At 48.1% G+C, this 24,286-nt stretch carries 25 protein-coding genes; 11 read left to right on the top strand and 14 right to left on the bottom strand.

What is annotated here, in order from left to right; all coding sequences use genetic code 11:
- Positions 1-15 precede the first annotated feature (15 nt).
- The 3 genes from glgP to rpmE all read right to left on the bottom strand — a co-directional run bounded on the left by glgP (position 16) and on the right by rpmE (position 3,390).
- On the bottom strand, positions 16-2,583 hold the full coding sequence (glgP, locus tag MESINF_RS01175) for an alpha-glucan family phosphorylase (protein WP_169698142.1): 2,568 nt from the start codon (positions 2,581-2,583) through the stop codon (positions 16-18).
- Positions 2,584-2,759: 176 nt separating this feature from the next.
- Positions 2,760-3,128 (bottom strand): S1 RNA-binding domain-containing protein, encoded by a 369-nt coding sequence (locus MESINF_RS01170; RefSeq protein WP_169698141.1) that lies wholly within the window; start codon positions 3,126-3,128, stop codon positions 2,760-2,762.
- 52 nt (positions 3,129-3,180) lie between these two features.
- On the bottom strand, positions 3,181-3,390 hold the full coding sequence (rpmE, locus tag MESINF_RS01165) for a 50S ribosomal protein L31 (protein WP_169698140.1): 210 nt from the start codon (positions 3,388-3,390) through the stop codon (positions 3,181-3,183).
- A gap of 111 nt (positions 3,391-3,501) precedes the next feature.
- On the opposite strand from rpmE, the gene MESINF_RS01160 reads away from it, so the two are divergent.
- Positions 3,502-4,503, top strand: coding sequence for a ribonuclease (locus MESINF_RS01160; RefSeq protein ID WP_169698139.1), 1,002 nt, complete (start codon positions 3,502-3,504; stop codon positions 4,501-4,503).
- On the top strand, positions 4,484-5,494 hold the full coding sequence (gene queA / locus MESINF_RS01155; protein ID WP_169698138.1) for a tRNA preQ1(34) S-adenosylmethionine ribosyltransferase-isomerase QueA: 1,011 nt from the start codon (positions 4,484-4,486) through the stop codon (positions 5,492-5,494). Before MESINF_RS01160 ends, queA begins: the two co-directional genes overlap by 20 nt.
- Positions 5,495-5,643: 149 nt before the next feature.
- Here the strand turns inward: queA and MESINF_RS01150 are convergent, their stop codons facing one another.
- The 3 genes from MESINF_RS01150 to MESINF_RS01140 are packed head-to-tail and all read right to left on the bottom strand — an operon-like array spanning position 5,644 to position 9,732.
- Positions 5,644-7,098: an AI-2E family transporter gene (locus tag MESINF_RS01150; RefSeq protein ID WP_169698137.1), complete on the bottom strand. Its 1,455-nt coding sequence runs from the start codon at positions 7,096-7,098 to the stop codon at positions 5,644-5,646.
- Position 7,099: 1 nt separating this feature from the next.
- Positions 7,100-8,095: an asparaginase gene (locus tag MESINF_RS01145; protein WP_169698136.1), complete on the bottom strand. Its 996-nt coding sequence runs from the start codon at positions 8,093-8,095 to the stop codon at positions 7,100-7,102.
- Positions 8,092-9,732, bottom strand: a complete 1,641-nt coding sequence (locus MESINF_RS01140; protein ID WP_169698135.1) for a radical SAM protein — start codon at positions 9,730-9,732, stop codon at positions 8,092-8,094. Before MESINF_RS01140 ends, MESINF_RS01145 begins: the two co-directional genes overlap by 4 nt.
- A gap of 72 nt (positions 9,733-9,804) precedes the next feature.
- On the opposite strand from MESINF_RS01140, the gene clpX reads away from it, so the two are divergent.
- Both clpX and tsaD read left to right on the top strand, forming a co-directional pair.
- Entirely contained in the window at positions 9,805-11,016 is a 1,212-nt protein-coding gene (gene clpX / locus MESINF_RS01135) for an ATP-dependent Clp protease ATP-binding subunit ClpX (RefSeq protein ID WP_169698134.1), read from the top strand.
- Positions 11,016-12,008, top strand: coding sequence for a tRNA (adenosine(37)-N6)-threonylcarbamoyltransferase complex transferase subunit TsaD (tsaD, locus tag MESINF_RS01130; protein WP_169698133.1), 993 nt, complete (start codon positions 11,016-11,018; stop codon positions 12,006-12,008). The genes clpX and tsaD overlap by 1 nt, the downstream gene beginning before the upstream one ends.
- Here the strand turns inward: tsaD and MESINF_RS01125 are convergent, their stop codons facing one another.
- From MESINF_RS01125 to rpmH, 7 genes are read right to left on the bottom strand one after another with little or no spacing between them, the layout of a single operon-like run.
- Positions 12,009-12,233, bottom strand: a complete 225-nt coding sequence (locus tag MESINF_RS01125) for an FmdB family zinc ribbon protein (RefSeq protein WP_169698132.1) — start codon at positions 12,231-12,233, stop codon at positions 12,009-12,011. It abuts the gene before it with no gap.
- A gap of 47 nt (positions 12,234-12,280) precedes the next feature.
- On the bottom strand, positions 12,281-12,643 hold the full coding sequence (locus tag MESINF_RS01120) for a cupin domain-containing protein (RefSeq protein ID WP_169698131.1): 363 nt from the start codon (positions 12,641-12,643) through the stop codon (positions 12,281-12,283).
- Positions 12,609-13,322, bottom strand: a complete 714-nt coding sequence (gene jag, locus MESINF_RS01115) for an RNA-binding cell elongation regulator Jag/EloR (RefSeq protein WP_169698130.1) — start codon at positions 13,320-13,322, stop codon at positions 12,609-12,611. The genes MESINF_RS01120 and jag overlap by 35 nt, the downstream gene beginning before the upstream one ends.
- A gap of 29 nt (positions 13,323-13,351) precedes the next feature.
- Positions 13,352-14,698 carry a YidC/Oxa1 family membrane protein insertase gene (yidC, locus tag MESINF_RS01110; RefSeq protein ID WP_169698129.1) on the bottom strand — a complete coding sequence of 449 codons (1,347 nt, stop codon included), beginning with the start codon at positions 14,696-14,698 and terminating at the stop codon, positions 13,352-13,354.
- Positions 14,695-14,937 carry a membrane protein insertion efficiency factor YidD gene (gene yidD / locus MESINF_RS01105; RefSeq protein ID WP_169698128.1) on the bottom strand — a complete coding sequence of 81 codons (243 nt, stop codon included), beginning with the start codon at positions 14,935-14,937 and terminating at the stop codon, positions 14,695-14,697. Before yidD ends, yidC begins: the two co-directional genes overlap by 4 nt.
- Positions 14,897-15,310: a ribonuclease P protein component gene (gene rnpA, locus MESINF_RS01100; protein WP_169698127.1), complete on the bottom strand. Its 414-nt coding sequence runs from the start codon at positions 15,308-15,310 to the stop codon at positions 14,897-14,899. The genes yidD and rnpA overlap by 41 nt, the downstream gene beginning before the upstream one ends.
- The gene (gene rpmH, locus MESINF_RS01095) at positions 15,307-15,441 is read right to left on the bottom strand and encodes a 50S ribosomal protein L34 (RefSeq protein WP_169698126.1); all 135 of its coding nucleotides are present in this window, start codon (positions 15,439-15,441) and stop codon (positions 15,307-15,309) included. The genes rnpA and rpmH overlap by 4 nt, the downstream gene beginning before the upstream one ends.
- A gap of 297 nt (positions 15,442-15,738) precedes the next feature.
- Here rpmH and pheA point away from each other — a divergent pair, with 297 nt between their 5' ends.
- The 7 genes from pheA to MESINF_RS01060 all read left to right on the top strand — a co-directional run bounded on the left by pheA (position 15,739) and on the right by MESINF_RS01060 (position 22,372).
- Positions 15,739-16,569 carry a prephenate dehydratase gene (gene pheA / locus MESINF_RS01090; protein WP_169698125.1) on the top strand — a complete coding sequence of 277 codons (831 nt, stop codon included), beginning with the start codon at positions 15,739-15,741 and terminating at the stop codon, positions 16,567-16,569.
- Positions 16,570-16,794: 225 nt separating this feature from the next.
- Complete coding sequence (locus MESINF_RS01085) at positions 16,795-18,408, top strand: DNA repair protein RecN (RefSeq protein WP_169698124.1); 1,614 nt, start codon at positions 16,795-16,797, stop codon at positions 18,406-18,408.
- Positions 18,387-19,001 (top strand): HEAT repeat domain-containing protein, encoded by a 615-nt coding sequence (locus MESINF_RS01080; protein WP_169698123.1) that lies wholly within the window; start codon positions 18,387-18,389, stop codon positions 18,999-19,001. The genes MESINF_RS01085 and MESINF_RS01080 overlap by 22 nt, the downstream gene beginning before the upstream one ends.
- On the top strand, positions 18,983-19,900 hold the full coding sequence (gene murB / locus MESINF_RS01075) for a UDP-N-acetylmuramate dehydrogenase (protein WP_169698122.1): 918 nt from the start codon (positions 18,983-18,985) through the stop codon (positions 19,898-19,900). Before MESINF_RS01080 ends, murB begins: the two co-directional genes overlap by 19 nt.
- Positions 19,900-20,883 carry an FtsH protease activity modulator HflK gene (hflK, locus tag MESINF_RS01070; RefSeq protein ID WP_169698121.1) on the top strand — a complete coding sequence of 328 codons (984 nt, stop codon included), beginning with the start codon at positions 19,900-19,902 and terminating at the stop codon, positions 20,881-20,883. Before murB ends, hflK begins: the two co-directional genes overlap by 1 nt.
- A complete protein-coding gene (gene hflC / locus MESINF_RS01065; RefSeq protein WP_169698120.1) occupies positions 20,883-21,740 on the top strand; it encodes a protease modulator HflC in 858 nt (285 codons plus the stop codon). The genes hflK and hflC overlap by 1 nt, the downstream gene beginning before the upstream one ends.
- Entirely contained in the window at positions 21,740-22,372 is a 633-nt protein-coding gene (locus tag MESINF_RS01060) for an IMPACT family protein (RefSeq protein ID WP_169698119.1), read from the top strand. Before hflC ends, MESINF_RS01060 begins: the two co-directional genes overlap by 1 nt.
- 1 nt (position 22,373) lies before the next feature.
- Here MESINF_RS01060 and MESINF_RS01055 read toward each other — a convergent pair whose 3' ends face one another.
- Positions 22,374-24,035, bottom strand: a complete 1,662-nt coding sequence (locus MESINF_RS01055) for a penicillin-binding transpeptidase domain-containing protein (RefSeq protein WP_169698118.1) — start codon at positions 24,033-24,035, stop codon at positions 22,374-22,376.
- Positions 24,036-24,286: the final 251 nt, after the last annotated feature.

Raw genomic sequence — 24,286 nt, 5'->3', positions numbered from 1 at the left:
TTGAAGGCGGGTTTTTTATGAGATCCACCTGGCGAGCGGTATGAAGTATCTTTCGGGAAGGTGATCGGGGTTGGGAACGACTCTGATCGTGTAGGCAAGCTTACCCTCCTCCGGAATGGTGAACTTCCCACCGTAGATATACTCACCGTGTACATCTTCCTTTATCAGACTCATTGGATAAAGCTTGAAATTGATCATCTCGCCGTTATCGTCCATTCTCGCCACGAAAATCTCGACCAGAACTTCGTTAGGATCCATCGTTCCGAGATAGACGTTGGCCGAGAGCGATATCTCCTGTCCTACCTTTATCGATCTGGTCGTGGATTCGACCTGTATGTTCGGCTTTATCCTGATGGCGTTCCAGCTAGCGCTGAACTTCTCTTTCCAGCCAGAAACGTTCCTTGCGAGTCTAAAGTCGTTCTTCTGAACTTCGTCGAAGAGATCGATCACCGGGAAATAAAGCTTCTCTGCGTAATCGGCCAGCATTCTCTGCGTGTTGAATCTCTTGCCAATCTCCTTTATCGAGTCTTTCATCTTCTGGGCCCATTCCACTGCCGTTCCGTTATCATCCCTCGAGTAGTAGAGCGGAACGATCTCCTTCTCTAGCGTACTGTATATAGAAACTGAATCTATGCGGTCTTGAAGCTCGTTGTCCTGGTAATCCCTATTGTCGCCGATAGCCCAACCGTTGTTTCCATCATAACCTTCTACCCACCAGCCGTCCATTACACTGAAGTTGAGGACGCCGTTCATGCCGGCCTTCTCTCCGCTCGTTCCACTGGCTTCGTGGGGTCTCCGGGGTGTGTTAAGCCATATATCTACCCCGCTTACCAGGTGGCGCGCAATGTTCATATCGTAGTTCTCGACGATGATGATTCTGTTCTTGAATTCGGGAGTCCTGGAGATCTCGTACAGCTTTCTTATTAGCTCCTTGCCAGGGTCGTCTGCCGGATGTGCTTTGCCAGCAAAAACGAACTGTACAGGCCTCTCGGAGCTGGAGATAATAGACTTCAGCCTATTGATGTCCTTGAATATTAGGGTTGCCCTCTTATAGGTTGCGAAACGCCTGGCGAAGCCGATAGTGAGAACGTCCTCGGGGAGTATCTCATCGACTTCCATCAAATCTTCGATAGTCTCTCCCAGCCTTCTACGCTGTCTCTTCAGTCTTGTTTGAAGAAAACTCTTTGTTCGGGATTTCAGGGCCAGGTGAAGCTGCCAGATTTCCTCGGGCGGTATATCATCCACCCTTTCCCAGACTTCCGGATCGTCCACCCTTTCGTGCCAGTCTCCCGGCAGATAACGATCGAGTAGCTTGACCATCGAAGAGTTCAACCAGGTCCATATATGCACGCCATTGGTTACATGGGTTATGGGAACTTCTACGGCCGGTAGGTCTGGATAGATATGATTCCACAGATTCCGGCTAACTTTCCCGTGGAGTTCGCTTACGCCGTTGGAGGCTGCAGAGAGTTTTAGTGCGAGAACCGTCATACTGTAGTGCTGGCCGCCACCAGGAAACTTCTCCAGTCCGAGCTCCATGAACTCTTCCCGGCTTGTCTTCACCTTCTCCCAAAAAGCCCTGAAATACCGCTCGATTATCTCCAGATCGAAGATGTCGTTACCGGCGGGAACGGGGGTGTGAGTTGTGAAAACATTTCCAGACTTCACCAGTGTCGCTGCCGTTGCGAAATCCAGCCCTTTCCCCTGAACGTATTCTCTGATCCTCTCCAGAGAGAGAAAGGCAGCGTGGCCCTCGTTCATGTGCCAGAGCTCGGGATTGATACCCATAACTCTAAGAGCCCTTACACCGCCTATTCCCAGAAGTATCTCCTGTTTGAGCCGCATTTCTCTGTCGCCGCCGTAGAGGTTAGAGGTTATCTTCCTGTCTTCCACCTCGTTCTGCGGGATATCCGTATCCAGTAGAAAGAGAGCGGTCTTTCCGACCTGCACCCTCCAAATCTTGGCCCACAACTTCCTGCCGGGCAGATCGATATTTATATAAACCTCGTCACCGTTTTCGTCCAACGCCGGCACTACCGGGAAGTCCTCGAAGTCGTAGCGACTGTATATGTTCTGCTGCCAGCCGGATTCATCGATTCTCTGCTCGAAATAACCGTTCCTGTAAAGAAGGCCAACTGCGACGAAGTTGAGCCCCATGTCGCTGGCCGTCTTCAAGTGATCTCCCGCCAGTATCCCCAATCCACCAGAATATATTGGGAAGGATTCGTGAAAACCGTACTCAGCGCAAAAATAGGCGATACACCTGTCTCGACGGTCGGGATAGTTTCTCTCCAACCAGGTGTTTTTATTACCCATGTATTCGTCGAATTTTTTGAGAGTGTTCTCGTACATGGCCAGAAACTGTACATCATTTTCCAGTTCGTACAGCCTCTCTTGTTTTATCCTTCTGAGCAAACGAACTGGACTCCGTTTCTCCTGGTACCACATCTCCGGATCCGTATATTTGAACATCTCCTGCGCATCGTAATTCCAAGACCACCAGAGATTTCTGGCCAGCTCTTCAAGTCTGGCCAGTTTTTCAGGCAATCTGGGAACGGCCATCACTCTTTCGAGAAAGTACATACGATCAACCTCCAAATAACAGCTTCTAATTCCAATTATAAGGTATTTTCGGCGATCTTGCTCTTGGAACCCGCTTTTTCTCCGTCTGGCTCTCGATTATGGCCTTAAAGATCTTCTATCAATAGAAAGAAGGGAGCTCAGCTCCCTTCCTCTATCTCATATCTCATAAAAGTCTCTTAAGGTCTTTTACGGATACCTCTCTTCTTGTCGAGTCTTCTCTTAAAGGCGGAAATCTTCTCGCCGCTATCTCGCATGAATTTCGCCAGTTTCTTCTCGAAGTCTTGATTCGAAGGTCCTTCGTCTGATCCCTTGCTCTTCAGATCCTTGATCGAAAGTTCCCACTTCCCGTCCTTCGTCGTCCCCAGAACCTTCGCTTCGACTTTCTGGCCAACCTTGAGATAGTCCTCAATGTTCTTCACGTACTCTCTCGCCACTTTAGAAATGTGAATAAATCCTTCTTCTCCGCCTTCCAGAGTAACATAAGCTCCGAACTTCTTTACAGAAGCCACACTTCCCTCAACAACGGTACCCACTTTCACGCTCACATGACTAACCTCCATTTGACTCTATACTAGAGAAGGGCGCATGCGCCAGCTCTCAGTAATTGTCTCCGTATTTGTTTCTGAACTTCTGTACCCTTCCCTCGGTGTCAATGATCATCGAAGATGCGTCTCCGCGGTAGAAGGGATGGCAACTCGAGCAAAGGTCGATCTTGATGTTATCCTTAGTGGAGTAGAACTTATGTTCTGCACCGCAAGTACATTTGACTGAGATCAGCTTCATCTCCGGGTGCATTCCTTTTTTCATCGGGGCTTCACCTCTTTAAGTTGTAATTTGCACAGAACTCATTATATCATAGAGAGGAAAGTGTGTCAAAGACTTGAAGATGGCCATATTCTGAATAGAGGAGTTTTTTGCTTGGATACAGCGATAAGATCGAAAATAATAGATAATGTCTCATCGGAAGGATTCTACTCTTTCTACGGAAAGCGGAAAGATAGCCTGGAGAGGTTCGCAAAATTCCTCAAAAAGAATCCCCTTGAACGATCTGTTCTCGAAAAGTTGAAGAGAATTATCCCTGAGCTTTCCGGGCTCTCTTTCGAAGAGCTGGAGTTTGCCATAGACATTCTGCGAGAGAGGGACCGTTCTCTGCTCGAAAGAGTGGAGTATGTGAGTGGACTTGTGAATCTACCGGTGCGACCGGTTGGACATCTTCTTTTCATATTAGATCCGAGGAGTAATCCGCCGGTCAACGGCCTATTAAAGGGTGAGGTGGAGAGTCTTGAGGATTACGCCAGATGGATCGAAGAGACGGGTTCACTCCAGGAGATGGGCGTGATTAATTACATCATGTTGGAATCGGCCCTATGCTTCAAGAAAGAACCCGTCGAAGATCTCGGTATCAACGCGCGGATAAAAACGACGGATTTCACCAATCTCAAAGAATTAAGAATCCTGAGAGAAGAAGTACAGTCTCTCGATAGGGAGAACTTGAAGAGGCTGACGAGTGAGCTTAAGTCCGTTCACCCTTACGTCTGGTCGGTTCTCTTCTCTCGCTCTCACAGAGAGGTAGTGATAGACGGGAGCAACATAGTCTATTCCAGGCAGGATACTCCCGATCTAGCCAGGTTGGACGACCTCTTCGTAAATATGGCAAAGTCGAGGGTCGCACTCTTTCCATTTCGCGTAGTCTTCGATAGAAATATCGCTTACACCATCGGTGGTTTCCAGCAAGAACGGCTAGCAAGATGGCTTTCTCTGCCGCAGGTGGAGACTTACTCGCCTGCCGATGAGAAGATCATACGTCTTGCAAGACAGCACGACGCCGTAGTGATAACCTACGACAGGTACTTGGAACACGGCGTCGGAGATCTGATATTGCTCAGACCGGAGGAGATAGATGAAAACCTCGGAATTTGATTACTACCTACCCGAAGAGCTGATAGCGCAAAAACCCGTGGTACCCCGCGACAGCTCGAGGCTACTGGTAATCGACAGAGCCCGTGAATCGATCGATCACAGGTCGTTCAGGGAGATCATAGAGTATCTAAATCCCGGTGATACACTCGTGATGAACGACAGCAGGGTTATTCCGGCAAGATTGATCGGCCGAAAGGATACTGGAGCCTCCGTCGAGGCCCTCCTCATTGAAAAGATCGACCAGGGATTGTGGAAGGCAATAGTCAGGCCGGGAAACAAAGTGAAGAAGGGCAGCAGATTGATCTTTGGCAGTCTGGACTGCGAAGTCATAGAGCACTGTGACGATTCCAGCAGGCTGTTGGATTTCAAAGGTGCCAGAGACGATGAGATAAAACTCGTTGGTAGGCTGGCTATACCTCCTTATATTCACATCTATCCGGAGGATCCGGAGTCTTACCAGACAGTTTACTCGAAGAGGGAGGGATCGATAGCCTCTCCGACTGCCGGGCTACACTTTACACCCGAACTGCTCGCCAGTATAAGCGAGAAGGGTGTAGGTATAGAGTACGTAACACTACACGTCGGAATTGGAACTTTCAGACCTGTAAAGAGCGAAAGAATCGAAGAACACCAAATGCACGAGGAGTATTACACAATATCTTCCGAAACCGTCGAGGCCGTGAACCGTACCAAAGAAAGAAGCGGTAAAGTGGTGGCCGTAGGAACGACCACTGTCAGGACGCTCGAAAGCGTCGTATCCAAATATGGAAAACTGGTGGAAGACAGCGGTTCGACGGACATCTTCATCTATCCTCCCTACAGGTTCGGTGTAATCGACTCGCTCATAACTAACTTTCATCTACCGAAATCGACACTCCTTATGCTCGTGTCGGCCTTCGCCGGAAGGGAGCTTATCATGGAGGCCTACAGGGAAGCCATCGAAAAACGTTACAGATTCTTCTCCTTCGGAGATGCCTGCCTGATTCTGTGATAATGCTTATCTAAGATATATAAAGGTGTTATGCCAAATCACCTGGCTATAATATAAACTCCCGCCGTCAACATCTGCACGGAAAAAAGGGTGTTGTATTAATCAACGATAGGATAAGCAATATCGACTTTTTCTACATGTTCAAAATGCTAAGAGGTACCATCCACTGGCTGGTCTTCATCCAGCAGCGGCGATATGAAATGTATCCAGAGCATTTTTATCAGTATCGCGAAGGGGACGGCGATTATAGCTCCGAACAGTCCGAAGAGCTGTCCTGCCACTACTATCATCAGGATTATCATGACCGGGTTTATCCTATTGTAGCCCTTCATGAATACCAGGAAGAGTATGAAAGCCGCCGCGTGAACTATCGTAAGGACAATTAATAGAATTATGACCAGCAGAATGTTCTGTGTTGAAACCGCCAGCAGTAAGAGCGGTATGAACTCCAGTGGTACCCCCACGATCGGTATGAGATTGGTAAAAGCGGCCCACAGACCCATCAACAGGCTGTACTTCAGCCCCATCGCTTTGATTGCTATTCCCACCACGATGCCCACTATGATCGCAACCAGAACTATGGATATAACGTACCTTTCCAGGTTCTTGTAAGTATCGGAGAGAAATTCGGTCGCGATCTTCCTGACTTTCTTCGGGTAGAGTTTGGGTACTATCTCCTTTATCGAGAGGAAGTAGTAACTGAGATAGATAGCCCCCACTATGGTGAAGAAAATCACCAACCCAGTACTGGTGATGAAACTGGGAACCTTCTCCAGAAGGCTTGGTAGAAATTCTCTGAGGATGTTCTGTACCTGAATCAGGAAGTTTCTGACACTTTCATACGTGGCCGCCTGTCTAACCGGATCGAGGTTCTTAGGCATGAAATAGGCTACCACTTCACGCCACAGTTCCTGTGACTGAACCTGCATAGCATTTGCCAGAAGTTCCTCCGATAACGTTGCCGCATTCGACGGGGAGAGATATCTAGAAGTCACCTCGTTCAATTCTTCGTAGCTAGCCTCTCTGGTCTGGTCACTACTCATGATCACTATGTAGTTTCCCTTTTCTCTGAGCCCCTCTTCGATGCTTTTCAACTCTTTCTCGAAGGACGATTCCATCGTGGGAACCGTCTTCATTATCTCGGCGTAGTAGCTCTTCAGATCCTTTGAAAGGAGCTCAAGAGAGCCCTTCTCTTCCTGTGTCAAACCGTTCACGAAATTTTCTTCCGAAAGGAGCCTGTCTATGTTGGTGTTCACCTCGAAGGAGGTTATCTTGGTCTCTTCAACTGAAGGGAAGAAATCGACGACGATGTTGTAAAACTTCGACGCTTCCTTTGCCAGCGGTGTTGTCAAAAAGACGATAAGCGTTATAAGCCCCACGAAGATTATCACCAGCCCAAAACCGAGGGAGAGAGACCGCTTTATTTTGAAGTATTTCTGAGCAAGTCTGGCCCAAGGTTCGAGAAGGAGAACCACCGTGAAAGTCGAGAAGACGATTACGGCCGTTCTGAGTGAAACAGAAAAGACTACAAGACCGATTATCAGGTATATCATAGTGAAAACGGCCGCGATGAAGCGTGGTTGTTTTACGATGTTTCGAAACACATCAAACCCCCTTCAAAGGAAGACGGAAAAGTCTCTCGATCTCTTCCCGGTTGTCCGTAATTCCCATTACGATCATGAGTTTTATCCTGGCCTTCATGGAAGATAGTTCCTGCGCGAATATAGCTCCGATATCGGCGAGGCTTTTTCCACCACCGATGTAACCGTAAACTCCTAGAACACGACCTTTGAAACACCTCGAGGTTATAATTACCGGCATACCCCTTTCCTCTATCAGATATTTTACTACGTGATAGACCTCAACCGGCACGTTACCCCTTCCAAAACTTTCGAGGACGACCCCTTTATATCCCAGTTCGGGCAGAGACTTCAATATCGAGCCATCGTCTCCGGTGAAGGTTTTGACAAGAGCTACTCTGTTTTCAATCCTTTCAACGTTGAAAGTTGCCCTCAGAAGAGGCTTCCTAAAAAAGATGACCGTGTCCTCATCCACTATCCCCAGCGGTCCGTGTCCGGGTGAATCGAAAGTGGCCACATTGCTGGTATAGGTCTTGGTAACTTCTCGCGCGGCGTGTATCTCTTCATTGAGACAGACGGTAGTTCCCATGCCTATAGCCAAGGAGTTGAGAACGACCCTCACCGAAGCCAGGACGTTTCTGGGACCATCCGTTCCCATCTCGTCTATATTTCTCATCGCTGCGGTGCAAACGACTGGTTTTTCGCTGTTTACGGTGAGATCCAGGAAGTACGCCGTCTCCTCGAGAGTGTCTGTTCCATGGGTTATCACGACGCCCGTTACATCGTCTCTGCTCAAGGTTTTATAAACTAGCCTCGAGAGCTTCCACATAGTATCGGGATTTATGTAAGGGCTGGGGATGTTTGAAAACTCTATATGTTCAACATCGGCAATTTCGTCAAGACCTTTTATGTTCGCCACATGCTTGTTGATCCCTTGCGCCGGTATCGATGCGCCTGAAACCGGGTCGGTGATCATGGCGATCGTTCCGCCCGTAGTTATGATTACCACTTTACCTTTCAAATTTCCTTACCCCCCAGTTTAAGTCCGAGTTTCGACATCGTCTTGATTGTATCATTTCCGACTATCTCCGCAAGTTCCCCTGTACCCGAAGGTCTCTTGAAAACAATCGTTCTGGCGCGATCTCTGCCGATGCCAGGTATGTATCTCAGCTCCCTCTCACCCAGCGAGTTGATATCTGTTCCCAGCGGAAGACCCGTGATCGATCTCATCCCGTGATCGATGACGACAATGTCCGTCTTTTCCTTAAAAGAGACGGGCGATCCCACTAGAATCGGATAAGTGCCTAGCGGTCTGCCGAAGAAGATCTGGCCTTCGTTGAAAGCGGGGATCACGCCTTTAATTATCGAACCGACCGGGAAGACCTTCTTAAGCATCTGATAATCTATCTCGGTCCTTATCTTTTGTCTATGTTTTTCGTACAATCTGTGATCGACCTTCGGTTTTTCCATTCGCGATAGTGGTGTTCCCGGAAAGATCATTACTTGACGTATATTTATTCTTCTGAGCACAAGACCGCTGTCCAGAATAGCCGCCAGCTCTTCGAAATCGATTTTGTAACTCGCGCTGCTGTGCCCGGGAAGTCCGTACAACAAATTCACGCCCGGCAGGAGCTTTGGGATTCCATCCACCCTTTGGCCACCTATTTCGTTCACCAGCTCTATGGCTCTGTAAATCTCTTCCACACTGCCACCGAGGTTGTTTAATTCCCGTACCCTTGTATCGAAGCTTTCAACGCCGAAGGAGATCGTATCACCGCAGGTGTTGTACCTGACTATGCTTTCGAGAGCTTTTCTTGCCTCTCTTTCATGATGGGTGATGAAAATCGGATTACCGTTGTCTATGTGGAGCACTTCTGGATCGAGTATATCTCTGGTAGTCGAAAAGAGCCTCTCTATAGCTCCGGGATCTAGTCTGTCAAGCACCCGATCGTACCCGTAGGCCGTAACGTTGGCACTCCGGCCGAACCTCAAAGCCTTGACGCCAACTTCTTTCAGGGCTTTCAGTTCTCCCTCTATACCCTCCATATCGCGCCAGAGAAAGTTACCGTATAGGAGCGATTCTGTACAAAAACTGCAGAAGCCGTCGATCCTTTCACAGCCCGATGAGATATCGAACTCCACCATGACGTCGGGATACGAGGGATGTTGTTTTATTACTTCCGCACCGGCGGAGTAGAGAGGATTGAGTACATCGTATCTCGCACCCCCCAGGCGAAGATCCAGTATTTTCAACAGTTCCCTCTCGTCTTTCAAGAGGTGTTCGGCCTCACTGAAATCAGGATTGAAAGCTGTTGTACCGCCCCTGGGCGTGTATCCTGCCGAAACTATGGGGCCGGCCACTATTCTCACCGGTCCGTCGCAAAGATTTAGAAGCCGTGAGACCTCCGTGCTGGAAATCGGAGTGCCTCCCAGATACCTTCCCGGTGTGGTTGTGCCTCCGTGAATGACCAGATAATCGTAGTCGAGGCACCTGCTCCATAGGTCCCCCTCTCTCACCGAGTCTATTGTGAGATAGTCAACATCTACGCCTTTCAGAAAAAAGGCGCCGGCAACTACTCTTATTTTCGGTGAAATGTACGGGGGCACACCAAAGGCGGCCGGTTCATCTATATAACCATCAACGATCAAGGCTTTCACAAATATCCTCCTTGATGCGTGCATTTCTATTACAGTGTATAATAAAAACAGCAAATATTGGGAGGGAAAGTGTTGCCGTTCGAAAGACATTGTTCATTTTGTGGAAGACCGTCCTCGCAGGTCAAAAAATTGATATCGGGAACGGAAGGTTATATCTGTAACGAGTGTGTCGATCTATTCCACGATATAATACAGCAAGATCAAAAGGCCAAAAAAGGGCCGGGGAGAAAACTGCCGACTCCGGCCGATATCAAAATGGAACTGGACAAATACGTGATCGGTCAGGAAAAAGCCAAGAAGATTATCTCCGTTTCAGTGTACAACCACTACAAGAGAGTCTTCAACGATGTCGAGGATGTTGAGATAGAGAAATCTAACATCATGATGGTCGGGCCCACCGGATCGGGAAAGACGTTGATTGCTCGCATCTTGGCCCGGATACTCGATGTTCCCTTCGCGATAGCCGACGCCACGCCGCTGACCGAAGCAGGTTATGTGGGGGAGGATGTTGAAAACATAGTTTTAAGACTCCTCCAGTCTTCAAACTTCGACGTCGAAAAGGCCCAGTTGGGAATAATATACATAGACGAAATAGACAAGATCGCCAGGAAATCTCCCAACCCATCGATAACCAGAGACGTATCGGGCGAGGGCGTTCAGCAGGCTTTGCTCAAGATAGTCGAGGGCACGGTGGCCAACGTCCCGCCACAGGGGGGAAGGAAACATCCCTATCAGGAGTTCATAAAAGTTGATACAAGCAACATCCTGTTCATTGTGGGAGGTGCCTTTGACGGTCTGGACAGCATAATAAAGCAGCGTGTTCTCGATTCATCGATGGGCTTCGGCGCCGAGGTGAAAAGCAAGAACCAATTGAGACTCGGTCAGATACTTCAGGAAGCCATTCCCGACGATCTGATACAGTACGGCCTCATTCCCGAGTTCGTGGGACGTTTCCCGGTTCTGGCGACTCTGAATGACCTGAACGCGGAAGACTTGAAAAGGATCATGAGCGAACCACGAAACGCCATACTCAAACAGTACCAGAAACTTCTCGGACTTGACGGAGTGGAACTTGAATTCACTGATGCAGCAATGACGGCCATCGCCGCCAAAGCCATGAAAAGGGGAACTGGGGCGCGTGCCCTCAAGAGTGTAATCGAGCAGGTGATGCTGGACATCATGTACGACATACCCGCCATGACCAACGTCGAAAAGGTCGTCATAAACGAGGATGTCATAAGCAATAACGCCTCTCCAAAGATAATCTCGAGAGAATCGGCCTGATGAAAATCCTAGCCATAGAGAGTTCCTGCGATGAAACGGCCGTGGCCATCGTTGAAGATGGCCATGTTCTTTCTTCGCTGGTATCTTCGCAGATAGATATTCACAAAAAGTACGGTGGCGTAGTGCCGGAGATAGCTTCCAGAAAGCATCTGGAGATAGTCGATCGCTTGGTCCTCCAAGCCATGGAAGAGACCGACCTGACACTTGAAGAAATAGACATCTTCGCCGCAACGATGGGACCGGGGCTCGTCGGATCGCTACTGATAGGTCTTTCGGTGGCCAAAGGGCTGGCAATTTCGTTGAACAGGCCATTCATAGGCGTGAACCACCTTTACGGCCACGTTTACGCCAACCTGATCTCGTATCCCGAGCTAAGACAGCCTTTCATAGTGCTCTTGGTTTCCGGAGGGCATACTGAGATACTGCTCATGGAGGAATGGAATACAGTTGAAATGGTCGGAAAAACGCGAGATGATGCCGCAGGGGAAGCTTTCGACAAGATTTCCAGACTGCTGGGCCTGGGATATCCTGGCGGTCCCGAGATAGAGAAAGCCGCTAGAGGCGGCTCACCCATTTATAGTTTTCCCCGTCCATTGCAAGAGAAGGGGAATTACGATTTTTCCTTCAGCGGCCTGAAAACGTCCGTTCTCTACTTTCTCCAAAGGAATCCCGGAGTTTCTGTTGAAGATGTGGCCGCTTCGGCACAAGAGGCCATAGTAGATTCGCTGGTGACAAAAACCTTCGACGCCGCACAAAATCTGGCAGTGGATAAAATCGCCTTTGCAGGTGGCGTGGCCGCCAATTTTCTGCTCAGAGAGAGAGCTATTGAAATGGCTTCTAAACGTGGAATACGGGTTTTCTTTCCCCCGATAGACATGTGTACGGACAACGCTGCGATGATAGCAGTCGCGGCCTATGAAAAAGCGAAGAGGAGACTTTACTCTCCCCTCTCCACAAACGCTGTTCCATATCTGTCTCTAGATGTCTTCTGATCAGTCTTTTTTCGAAGGAACCGTTGAAGTGCTGCTCAAACTCGAAGTTTTCTTGGAATCGGTCGAATAATATCCACCGCCCTTGAAGACTACTCCTACATTGCTTAACAATTTCTTTAGATGTCCCCCGCACGATGGACAGACCTTTAACGGCTCATCTGACATTTTCTGGAAGGCTTCCGTTGTCTTACCACAATCTTTGCATTCATACATATAAAACGGCATGGCTGGTCCCTCCTTGTGTCTCAAATTACTTCTTATGCATTAATATTCTATTCCTCTTCGGCCGTATTTGGAATAACACAGATAAACTCGAGGTTACCTTTTCCGGTATTCTTGAATTGATGCAACGCGTTGGCGGGAACGAAAACATAGCTTCCCGCCTGTGCCGGTTGCTCACCATTATTTGTGACAACTGTCGCATTGCCTGACACTATATAAACCTCGTGTTCCCAGGGATGACTGTGGAGAGGACTGTAGCCCCCCTCTTCGACAGTGAAAAGCCTCATCACGAAATTTTTCGCTCCTTTTGCCTTACCTATGAGCACCCTCTTCTGCACTTTTCTGACCTTTTCGTTGTCAATTAACTGGGGTTTTACCTCATGCGCTCTGCCTACTTGGACGTTGTCCGGCATCTCCGTACCCCCTCCTTTTGATCGGGTCGCTTTTTCTGCGATCTTCTTTATATTTTCGTTCGCTGTACTCGACAACCACTTTTCTGTATGGTTCAAAACCGACCGAATAACTCTTCAAATCGTGGTACTGAGATATAACCTCGTGTACCAGTCTCCTCTCGAAAGAGAACATGGGCTCCATGACTATCTTGCCCTTCTTCGATAGTGCCGACTTGGCCGTCCTGTGGGCTATCTCTTCGACTAGTTTCTTTCTCTCATAGCGATAGTCGCCCACATCGACGGTGACGTTGACCTTTATCTGCGCCATTCTGTTGGCGTAGATATTGAGAATATGCTGAAGGGCGGCCACAGTCTTCCCGTGCTTGCCTATCAGCCTTGAGATCTTCTCGCCCTCTATTTTTACTTTGTAGGTTCTTCCAACCAGCTTGACTTCCGATAGTACCTCTTCGTCGAAGCTACTTAAAATACCCTTCAAATATTCGTACAGTTTTCTTTCCGAATGACTGTCGTGAAGAGAGACTTCAATTACCGATTCTTTCGTGCCGAAGATTCCTAGAAAGCCCTTGGAACCCTTTTCGATAATCTTTATATCCAGTTCGTCTTCGTAAGCGTCCAGTTCCCTGCGGGCCAGTTGGATCGCTTCCTCGACAGAATCGGCCTTGAATTGGTACGATTTCACATTAACACCTCCATGAGAGCAACTGAATACTATTTCGCCGGTTTTTCAGGCAGTCCCAGCATCTGCCTCAACGTGAGACCCTTTATTCCATGTCGCTTGTAAACCACCCAGCTTATGAGAAGCTGAAGAACACTCTGGGTAGTCCAGTAGAGAAGCAGACCAGATGGAAAGGTCGCGAAGAGGATCGGAAAGATGAGCTGCATAATCACGCCCGATCTGGCCGAACGTGCATCCTGTGCAGTGAGGAGCGAACTGAATACGCCGACCACGATGGTAATGATTATGAATGGGATGTTCTGGATGAAATCACCGACGGAAAGATCGCTCCATATAAGGAAGCCTGGCGTGTAAGCCATAACTTCGCTGAAATAGCGTATCGCGTTGTATAGAATTATCAGAATCGGCAATTGAATTAAGATCGGGAAACAACCGGAAGCTGGATTGTAACCTTTTTCCTTGTAGAGGGCCATCATGGCTTCCTGTTGTCTCCTGGGATCTTTGTATCTATTTTTTATCTTCTCGATCTCCGGCTGAAGCATTCTCATCATCAGCATGGACTTCGTCTGTATGTGGTAAAGCGGATAGAGTATAAACCTGGTGGCTATCGTGAAAAGTATCAGTGCCCATCCGAAGTTACCCGACCACTGGTAAAGCCAGAAGAGAAAATAAACTATACCGTGATAGATCCAGGAAAAGAAATTGACTGCACCAAAACCTTCGAGGTCTTTGACGAGAGCACCGTAATAATCGGGGAGAGCCTCTTTGACGTGAATCAGCCTCATAGGACCGGCGAAAACCTCTAGAACGCCTTTGCCTCCATCGCTGACATATCGCTGGAATTTGAAAGAGCCCTGTTGCGAGGCAATGGCGAAGAGAGTCTTCTGACCGCTGAATTTGTCGTAGGTCAGATAGTAACTCGAATTGGGACCTAGCGTCTGGTTATTGTAAGATATGAAGGGTAAAGCGACCTCGACGGTTTGGTTGAAATCTACTACGACGTTGAAATCGTAATACGGGCTGTTGAGTATGATGAAGCTTTTCCGACCCTGTTGGTAGAAGAAATCCACTATTACGTTGCCTTCTGCGTCAGTTGTGCGCGAGAATGACTGGGGTAGAAGTTCGTTGCCCTGCTGATCGAAGATATTGAAGCCATCTTTTCCCAGGCTTTCATTGTATGCGTAGAACTCGACCCCTTTATTGTCCGCGAAGCTGGTTACACCCGTGAGAAGCCCCTTTTCGATGTCTATGACTATTCTCAGCGTCTTTCCAGACACGATTAGGGTGTTGGTTCCCTCTTGAGTAATCAGGTCTGCGCCCATGAGCGAAAGTGTGAAAATTGAGAGAAGTAGGACAAACATTGTCAATGTTTTTCTCATCTTTCGTGCCTCCTAATTAATGTAAAATGGTCTGGAACTTCATCGATCCCGCCGGGATTGAAGGGGTTACAACGCATAATTCTCCATGTGCCGAGAATCAGGCCCTTGAAAGCGCCGAATCTCTCGACAGCCTCGTAAGTATACGAAGAACACGTGGGATAGAACCTGCATCGGGGGCGGGTCCTTGGAGAGATCTTTTTACGGTAGAAATCTATCAGGAAAAGTACAATCTTTTTCATCGGGCATTTCTCCAATTTTGTCAGCGATTCTTTTCAAAACCCTTTGAATCTCAAAAAACGAAACTTCTCTTTGTCTAAACAGGTCTGATAAATCCTTTCTTGCAATGAAGAGTATATCATAACCTCTGGGAAAGTCCTCTTTTCCCGTCCGGTAAACCTCTTTAACGAGTCGTCTGAGCCTGTTTCTTAAAGTCGCCCTGCCGAACTTGCGCTTTACCGATACACCGATACGAGAAAAAGGCAGACCGTTCTGAACAAATAAGGCAACAAAAAAAGGGTCAACTATCGATTTTCCCTTTTTGAAAACCCTGTCAAAGTCTGCCTTCCTTCTTATAATCTCTGTTTTTTTCAGGGACTGATCCTCTGATTTCACACAGCGAGTCTCTTTCTTCCCTTTCTTCTTCTGCTGGCGAGAACCTTTCTACCGCCAACCGTACGGGATCTCACAAGAAAACCATGAGTCCTGTTCCTCTTGACCTTCGATGGCTGATATGTCCTTTTCATAATAACATTACCTCCAGAATAAACATCACAGTGAAGATTATACGGAGTGGCAACCGTACTGTCAAGGCAGAAAAGATAACAATTGCTTTCCGGCGGAGAGAACCCCATCCTCACCTATCTACTTAATCTTGCTCCAAATGAACAGGAAAAAGATGAAGAGAAAAATCGAGCTGCATATTAACAGACAAGGTCTTCGTAACATCTCTTTGGGCCTCTCGTTTCAAAATTCGATTTTTTTGCTGGTAAAATTGAGAGCAATTGAGCAAACAATTCTCTAATAAAGTGAGGTAAATTCCTTTGGAGAGAAATATCGTCGCCTTTCAGGGGGAACATGGGGCTTATTCAGAGCAGGCCATAAGAAAGCTTTTAGGAGAAACGCCTGTTACACTACCGTGCAGATCGTTCCAGGAGATGCTGGATTTTGTGAATGAAGGAGAGGCAGACTATGCTATTCTACCGGTGGAAAACTCCCTGGCCGGTACAGTAATTCCTGCTTACGATGCCCTTATAGAGAGCGATCTCCTTGTCCAGGCTGAAGTCATTCTTCGAATTGAGCACTTCCTCATGGCTCCAAAGGGGAGGTCAATCGAGGAGATAAAATATGTTATTTCTCATCATCAGGCTCTGGCACAGTGTTCAGAACATATAAAAGAAAAGGGATTTGAGCCGAAGGAATACTATGACACGGCAGGTGCAGCAAGAGATCTGGCAACTTCGGAGGTGCCATTCACGGCAGCAATAGCAAGTGAACTTGCAGCGAAAACCTACGGGCTGGATATTTTGAGTAGAAATTTCGAAGACATGGAAACCAATTCGACGAGGTTCTTCTTAATGGGAAGAGAAGCTGTGAAATGCACTGAGGGATGCAAAACATCAATAATGTTCACTACGGAACATCTACCAGGCGCCTTGTTCAGGGTTCTTGGAGAGTTGTCGAATCGCAATCTGAATCTTACAAAGATAGAATCAAGGCCTTTCAAAAGGGAGATGTGGCACTATCTCTTCTTCGTTGACTTCGAAGGAACTATTGCTGCAAGGAAAGTAGAAGAGGCTATCGAATCAATCAGAAACCGTTGCAGTTACTTCAAATTTCTGGGTTCTTATCGATCTGACAGTTCCGAAACATGAATCGGCTCAACTAGTTTCGGATTTATGGAATGCACAAAATAACCGCTGTAAATGATGTCGATTGGTACAGTTACAGTTCTCATTCGTCGTCTTACCCGGAGTCTTCCTTCATTCTTCTTGTGGACTGATCAATAAAACGACCTGCGCCTCTTGACACACAGGATAGTATAATATCAGTGATCTCCGTCGGGTGGTTTAGCCTATTTTCGAAAATGGGGGAATGTGATGTTACTTTCGCTGGCGGGAAGGAATTTCTTCACTTTCAGAGAGTTCTATGTCGAGTTCTCTAGGGGAATGAATGCCATCACTGGAGAATCCGGTGCCGGGAAGACCATCTTCCTGAAGGCGCTGTGGACTGCCATTGGTTTCCCTCCGCCCTGGTCCGGTGAAGAGTCTGGAAACATAGAGGCCAATTTCTCCGTGGAGGACTCGATTCTAAAGAGGATCGGAGAGCTTGGAATAGAGATTGGAGACGGCAATCAACTGTTGGTGAGCGTCAATTTCACCGGTCAGAGAACTATATACAGATTGAACGGCAGAATGGTGCCCAGGCAGATGATCCAGATGCTTTTCAAAGACCTTATAGAGATCCATTCGCAGCACAGCAGTGTAGCCCTGCTGGATTCTAACAGACACTATCAGATACTCGATCACGCCCTCCAGGGTGAGAGATCTCTGGAGGAGTACAGAGAGCTTTATGAAAAATATTCCAGTATAAAGAGGGAGCTGGATTCGCTCGTGGTGGATCCTTCACAGATCGAGAGAGAGAAGGACTTCCTCACTTTCGAAATAAAAGAGATAGAACAGGCTGAACTGAAGACGGACGAGGACGGTCTGCTCGAGACGAGATACAGGAAATATAAAAATGGGAAGTTCCTGGTGCAAACCTTCCGGGAGCTCATGGATCGTCTGAAGGATGGCGACGAATCTGTTTACAACTCATTAAACGATATTCTATCTCTGATCACGAAGGTCGAGAGCTTCGGATACTCCCGGTGGCTTTCACATATTCAACTAGCGCTTGAGGAATTGGAAGGACTATACAACCTCGTTAGTGAGGAAAGCAACGGTTTAGATATAGATGAGGAAGAATTCAGGGCTATTGAAGCGCGCATCTCCTTGATTCAGGGGTTGAAAAGAAAATACGGCCGGACGGTGAGCGATATTCTTCAAAGCTGTGATGAGTTCAAAAACAAGCTAAAGTCTCTTCAAGAGCTTCAAAAGCGTGAAGAGAAATTACGAAAAGAGGAATCGATTTATCTTCAGAAACTGAGAGAAGTCGGCAGGGTTTTGGATGGTGTAAGGGAGAAAAGGGCAATCGAGATGGCCCGGGACATACGCATCCATCTTGAAGACTTGAAAATGAAGGGCGCTGAACTCGAGTTTCGACTGTTCCAGGAGGAGGAACCGAAATTCTATGGAACCTCCAGGGTCTCTATCATGGTCAAGACGAACCCCGGTATGGAGTTCATGGAAATTGGTAGCGTAGCCTCCGGAGGTGAGCTTTCCAGGTGCCTGTTGGCACTCGAATCGACACTTAAAGACCAGCTTGAAATAAGAACCATCGTCTTCGACGAAGTCGATTCCGGAGTGGGACAACGTCTGGGTCAGGTGGTAGCCGAGAAGCTGCTGGAGATCTCTTCGAAGGTGCAATCGATAGTTATCACACATCTTCCCCAGATAGCTTCGAGAGCAGAAAGGCACTTTGCTGTAAGGAAAGAGCAATTTGAACTTGATACAATATCTACAATAGAGGAGCTTTCCGGAGAGAAAAGAGAGAGAGAGCTCGTCGAAATGAGTGGCTTGAGAGGTGAAGCGTGGAAAGGCAAGAACTTATAGATAGAATAGTTGAGGAAAAGGGGGCAGAGGCCGTGCCGCTTCTAATGGATCTCATGGTGAGCGAAGACGATGAAACGGCACAGATCTGTTTTGAAGCACTCCTCCAGCTGGGTGAAAGAACCTCTCCTGAATTGTTGAAGAGACTTAGAGAAGGTGGCGAGGATATCTCCATGCTGTATTTGGCCGATCTTGCGGGGGAATTGGGAGACAAAAGGGCCGTGCCTTACCTTTACGATCTACTTAGACACTTCGATGAAGAGGGGTCACAGGCGGTAATATACGAGGCTCTCGCCCGATTGGGCGAAGGTTCGAAGGTGGCCGGCATCCTTTCACTGCTTTTGCAGGAGGGTGGCGATGAAAGCGCCAGAGATCAGTTGATTATGGCCATCAGCCAGACCGCTTCTCCGGAAGGAGTGAAAACTCTGGCCCGTATGTATTCCGATACAAAGCTCGACAAATCTACCAGGGCCTTCGTGTTAGAAGGTCTCCATATGTTGCTCTCTTCAAATGCCAAATTGAAAGATATTCTGCTTGAAATCGACAACGGAAAGGAAATAATCGAAAGGCTTTATATATGGCAAAAAGAGATCTGAGAAGATACTTCGGCGATCTTTACATGCAAGGTGCCGATATCAGACTGGAAGAACCTATGAGCTGGCACACCACCATAAGGATAGGGGGAAGAGTCCCGCTTTTCGTGAGTCCCTATTCGATCGATTCCATGGTAAAGATACTGAAAATGATGGAAAATGAGAAGATACCTAACAGGCTCATCGGAGGAGGTTCAAACGTTGTCTGCCCGGAGCATTACGGGGGAATCGTTCTTTCTACCGCTCACCTAAACGCCGTTAAGATCGACGGTACATCCGTTACGGCCCAGGCTGGGGTGCCTGTCAACACCCTTATATGGCTTTGCCTTTCTGAAGGCCTTACCGGTATGGAATTTCTGACCGGTCTTCCCGGTACAGTTGGAGGTGCCGTGTATATGAACGCAGGCGCCTTCGGTGGCGAGATAGGCTCTCTGGTGAAATCTGTTGAGTACATAGATGAGAACTACGATTTACATTCGATAGAGGGTTCTTTATGCCAGTTTGGATACAGGTACAGTCTCTTCAAAGAACGTGGCTATAAAATAATGAACGTTGAATTCTCTCTTGCGAAGGGTAAAAGAGAAGCTATAGAGAGCAAGATGGGCGAGATGTTGAGGAAACGTCTCGAAAAACAGCCCCTGGATCTTCCGAGCGCCGGGAGCGTCTTTGTAAGACCTTATCAGGACTTCTTTGTGGGTTCTACCATTGAGAAGTTAGGCCTTAAAACGCTTTCGGTCGGCGATGCGCAAGTTTCGAGCAAACACGCCGGCTTCATAGTCAACAGGGGAAAGGCGAGTTACACCGATGTCGTGCTTCTGATTGAAAGGCTAAAAGAATCAGTATTCGAAGCGACCGGGGTGACTCTCAGTACCGAGATAGAATTATGGAGGGAGGTTGAATAATGGTCGATGTAAGAATCGAAGAACCGGACAACGGGTTTTCCGGATCCATGACACCCAATAGAGGAAAGAATTTTCGTTGGACTGGATTGATAAGTTTACTGGTAATACTGGCAGTGGTTGCGATTTACTTCCTGAGCGGTTTCTTCCTGGTGGGACCCGATCAGGTTGGACTCATAAAGAGATTTGGCAAGTATGTGCGTACTGTGGGGCCGGGATTGGGTTATCATCTACCTTACCCGATAGAGAGCGCCGTGGTGGTGGATACCTCTAACCTTCGAAAACAAGAGATAGGTTTCAGAACAATCAGAACGGGCACTTACCAGTCTGTAGCGAACGAATCGCTTATGCTTACGGGCGACGGAAATATCGTTTCGGTGGAGCTGGTGATACAGTACTACATAGGTGAGCCTGAGAAATACGCCTTCAACATCGTCAGTGATAGCGATATAGTAAAATTTACGACTGAATCCGTACTCAGGGAAGAAGTTGCGGCCAACACAATCGACGCCATACTCACAACCGAAAGGGATGCGATATCCTTGAAAACGGCCACCAGAGTCCAGGCAGAATTGGATAATCTGAAGACCGGTATTACTGTCAAGAACGTCTTTTTACAGGAGGTGGCACCGCCACAGCAGGTTATAACAGCCTTCGACGATGTCAACAGCGCTAAACAGGATAAAGAAAAGTTGATCTATGAGGCCGAGAAATACAGAAACGACCTCATCCCCAAGGCCGAGGGAGAAGCGGCCCAGCTCACCAGGGTAGCAGAAGGTTACGCTCAGGAGAGGATACTCAAGGCCGAAGGCGAGGCCGAGAAGTTCCTGGCGATATTGAAGGAGTATTCGAAGGCGCCGGAAGTGACGCGGACCAGATTGTATTTGGAGACACTCAATAAGATACTCAAAGGCAACGATAAGTACATAGTCCTTGATGACAGCGGGATTTTGAAACTCCTTGATCTGGAAGGGAGTGGTAAGTGATGAAGTACAAGTGGATTATACCGATCGCGGTCGTTGCGATTCTCATCCTGGTTTTGCTGCCAAGCTTCTTCTTCACCATAGACGAAACCGAACAAGCCGTTGTATTGAGGTTCGGAGAGATCCGTAACTCTATTACCGAACCGGGGTTGTACTTGAAGACCCCCTTCGTGGATACGGTCAGGAAGTTCGACAAAAGACTTCAGATATACGATGTCGATGCCGAAAGGATCTACTCCAGGGATAAGAAGACTATCCTGATGGATACCTACGCGCTATGGAAGATAGTTGATCCCCAGAAATTCATCGAGACTATGAAGTCGGAACAGATAGCCTTAACAAGAATAGACGACGTCGTCTATTCGAACGTGAGAAACGCCTTTGGCAAACTAGATTTCGACGATATAATCTCGGGCCAGAGGAAGGACGTTCTAGATGAGATAACCAGACTTTCCGCCAGAGATATGGCCGACTTCGGTCTGGAGATCGTCGCGGTCAGGGTGAAGAGGGCCGATCTACCCGATGAGAACAGGAACGCCGTTTTCAACCGTATGAAGTCTGAGAGAATACAGGAGGCCTCGCTCATAAGGGCCGAAGGCGACAGAGAAGCCAGAAAGTTGATGGCCGAGGCCGATAAGCAGGCACAGATACTCATTGCCGAAGCCCAGAAGGAGGCCGATATAATTATAGGCACTGGAGACGCCTCCGCTCTTGCCATATACGCCGAAGCATATAATCAGGACCCCAGTTTCTATGAATTCATGAAAAGACTCGAAGTTTACGAGGGTACGCTCATCGACGGCAAATACATCCTCGGTCCTTCGATGGAGTTCATAGACAAGCTCTTGAGAGGAGAGTAATGGGTTGCATTAGATCGTTGAGAGAGAGGGCGACGTTCGAGATCAACGTTAAGAGATCAAGATTCATAGGTAACTGCGTCCGAGTCAGAGACGAGGAAAGCGCTCGGTCTTTCATTAAAGAGATTTCGGCGATCTTTCCCGATGCCAGTCACAATTGCTGGGCTTACAGAATCTCGTCCACCGGAAGGGAAGTGGCCAACTATTCAGACGCCGGAGAGCCTCACGGTTCGGCCGGTATGCCTATACTGGGGGCTATCGATCACCTCGGATTGAGCGATGTGACCGTTGTCGTGACACGTTACTTTGGTGGGATCAAACTCGGAGTGAGAGGTTTAATAGACGCTTACGGTAACACGGCTCTCGAAACTCTTAAAAAGGCGGGCATAGTCGATTATTGCCGGAGCTTCGAGCTGAAACTCCGGCTCGACTATAGCCGCTGGAATGATTTCACCCGCCTTTTGAGCGAGGGAAAAGATTATACGGCTGTAAGCATAGATTACGCCGGTGATGTTTCCGCGGTCCTCTTAGTTATTGAGGAAAACTGGTCCAGAGTCACAGGCTTGCTGGACGAGAGAAGGATTGGATACGAGAAAGGTTCTGAGATGGAGATGCCGTTTCCAGCAGGAGAGTAACCTATCGATTCCGGTTTTCGTAGTAGAACTCCATGATATCTCTCGATACTTCGGAGGCCAGTCCCGAACCGTAACCGCCATCCTGAACGAAGACAGAAACTACTATCTCGGGATCTTCGACGGGCGTGAATCCTGTGAACCAGGAATGGGTAGGCAACGAACCTCCCTGTTCTGCCGTTCCTGTCTTGCCGGCCACGGGCCACTGGAAATTTCTGAAGGCGGTGTATGCCGTTCCACTTTCGGCGGCGGCTCCGCCTTTGCTTATAACATCCTTCATCGCGTTGATCATGAGATCCCAGCTCTCTTCATTCAGGTCGATCACAACTCTCTCGCTCGATCTTTCCCGGCAGATGAACGGTAGAACCTCGGCCCCTCTGATGGCTATCTCTGCCGTCATCCTTGCCAGCTGGAGCGGAGTGATACTGAGATATCCCTGGCCGATAGAAGTCAGTATAGTATCGCCGGGAAACCATCCTTCACCGGTCTTTTCCTTTTTCCAGGCCGGAGAAGGGAGCAACCCGGTTCCCTCTCCCGGAAGATCTATACCTGTAGGTTCGAAGATTCCCCATTTTTTGCCGTAAACGTTCATAGTCTCTATCTCGAGCTCGAGACCAAGCTGGTAGAAGTAAACGTTGCAGGAGACGGTTATGGCTTTCGACAGTCCTGTTACACCGTGGCCGTAGAGAAACCAGTCCCTATAAATTCCCTGAACTTCGCCACTGGTATTCTTATACTGGAAACTACCCCCGCAGATCACTTCGATCGAGGGATCGTACCCTTCGGCCAGGGCTACCATGGCTATAAAGGGCTTGATCACAGAACCGGGAGAGAAAGGGGTGATCGCCCTGTTTATCAGCGGTGTTGAGGGATCGAGATTCATTCTCAACCAGTCTCTATCCGAAATCCTTCTGGAGAAGAGATTATTGTTGAAACTGGGAACCGACACCAACGCCAGGACCTCGCCGTTGGTCTTCATGACTACCGCCGCCCCGTTCTTTCCTGTGGCGAGCAATCTATCGTAAGCGAACATGCTCAGTTGGGCGTCTATCGTCAGCATGACGTTATCTCCTGGAAGGGGAGAGCTCTCGCTCTCGACCGCTACGGTGTTTCCCCTGCTATCTACCCTGATCACTTTTTCTCCGGGAGTTCCTGTAAGTAGATCGTTGTACTGCTTCTCGACACCCATGACCGCCTCACCGTCTCCTCGCAGGTAACCCAGCACGTGTGCCAGTCCGGGATTTTCGATGTAATACCTTATTATCCTTTCGCTCACTTCGAGCTCGGGATACTCTTTCAAACGGTCGGCTAGCACGACCGGGAGATCCGTTTCGATGCTGCCATACATCTCGAGTCTCCTGATAAATGATTCGGCTCTGTCTCTATCTTCAAAACCATTGATAACCGTACGCTTCAGATCGTCGGCCAGGAATACAACCTTCTTCCTGACGGTATAAATCGGTGCGTCCCAGGCCAGCGGTGTGGAGTACCTGTCCAGTATGCTCCCGCGGGTGGACAAAGTCTTAATGGATCTCAGGCTCATGTTCTCGACTTGCTGGACGTACTTCTCATTATTCTTCACCTGGTAGCCGTAAAGCCTGTAAACGAAGAAGACCATTGCGGCCAAGAAGAGAATGAAAAAAAGATCGAACCTTTTACTCTTCAAATACTCGACCTCCCAAGTACGCTATTTTTAGTCGTTGTTGTCGAAACTGTATATTGCAACTGCCAGAGAGCAAGAGTAGTGAATACCTCGAGGAATAAAATTATCATTTTGGTCTAGATCGTGGTTCCTGACGTAAGGGCTTATCGATACAGGTATCCTTTTCGAAGAACATAAACCGAATCCTCCTGCAGAGAGAATCGTTTGCTACAATTCTACCACCCTTTGATCGAGAGAAAAACCAGGCTTCCTGT

Source organism: Mesotoga infera (genome assembly GCF_900157305.1).
Taxonomy (GTDB): Bacteria; Thermotogota; Thermotogae; order Petrotogales; family Kosmotogaceae; genus Mesotoga; species Mesotoga infera.
This window is presented reverse-complemented; position numbering and strand designations above follow the sequence as displayed.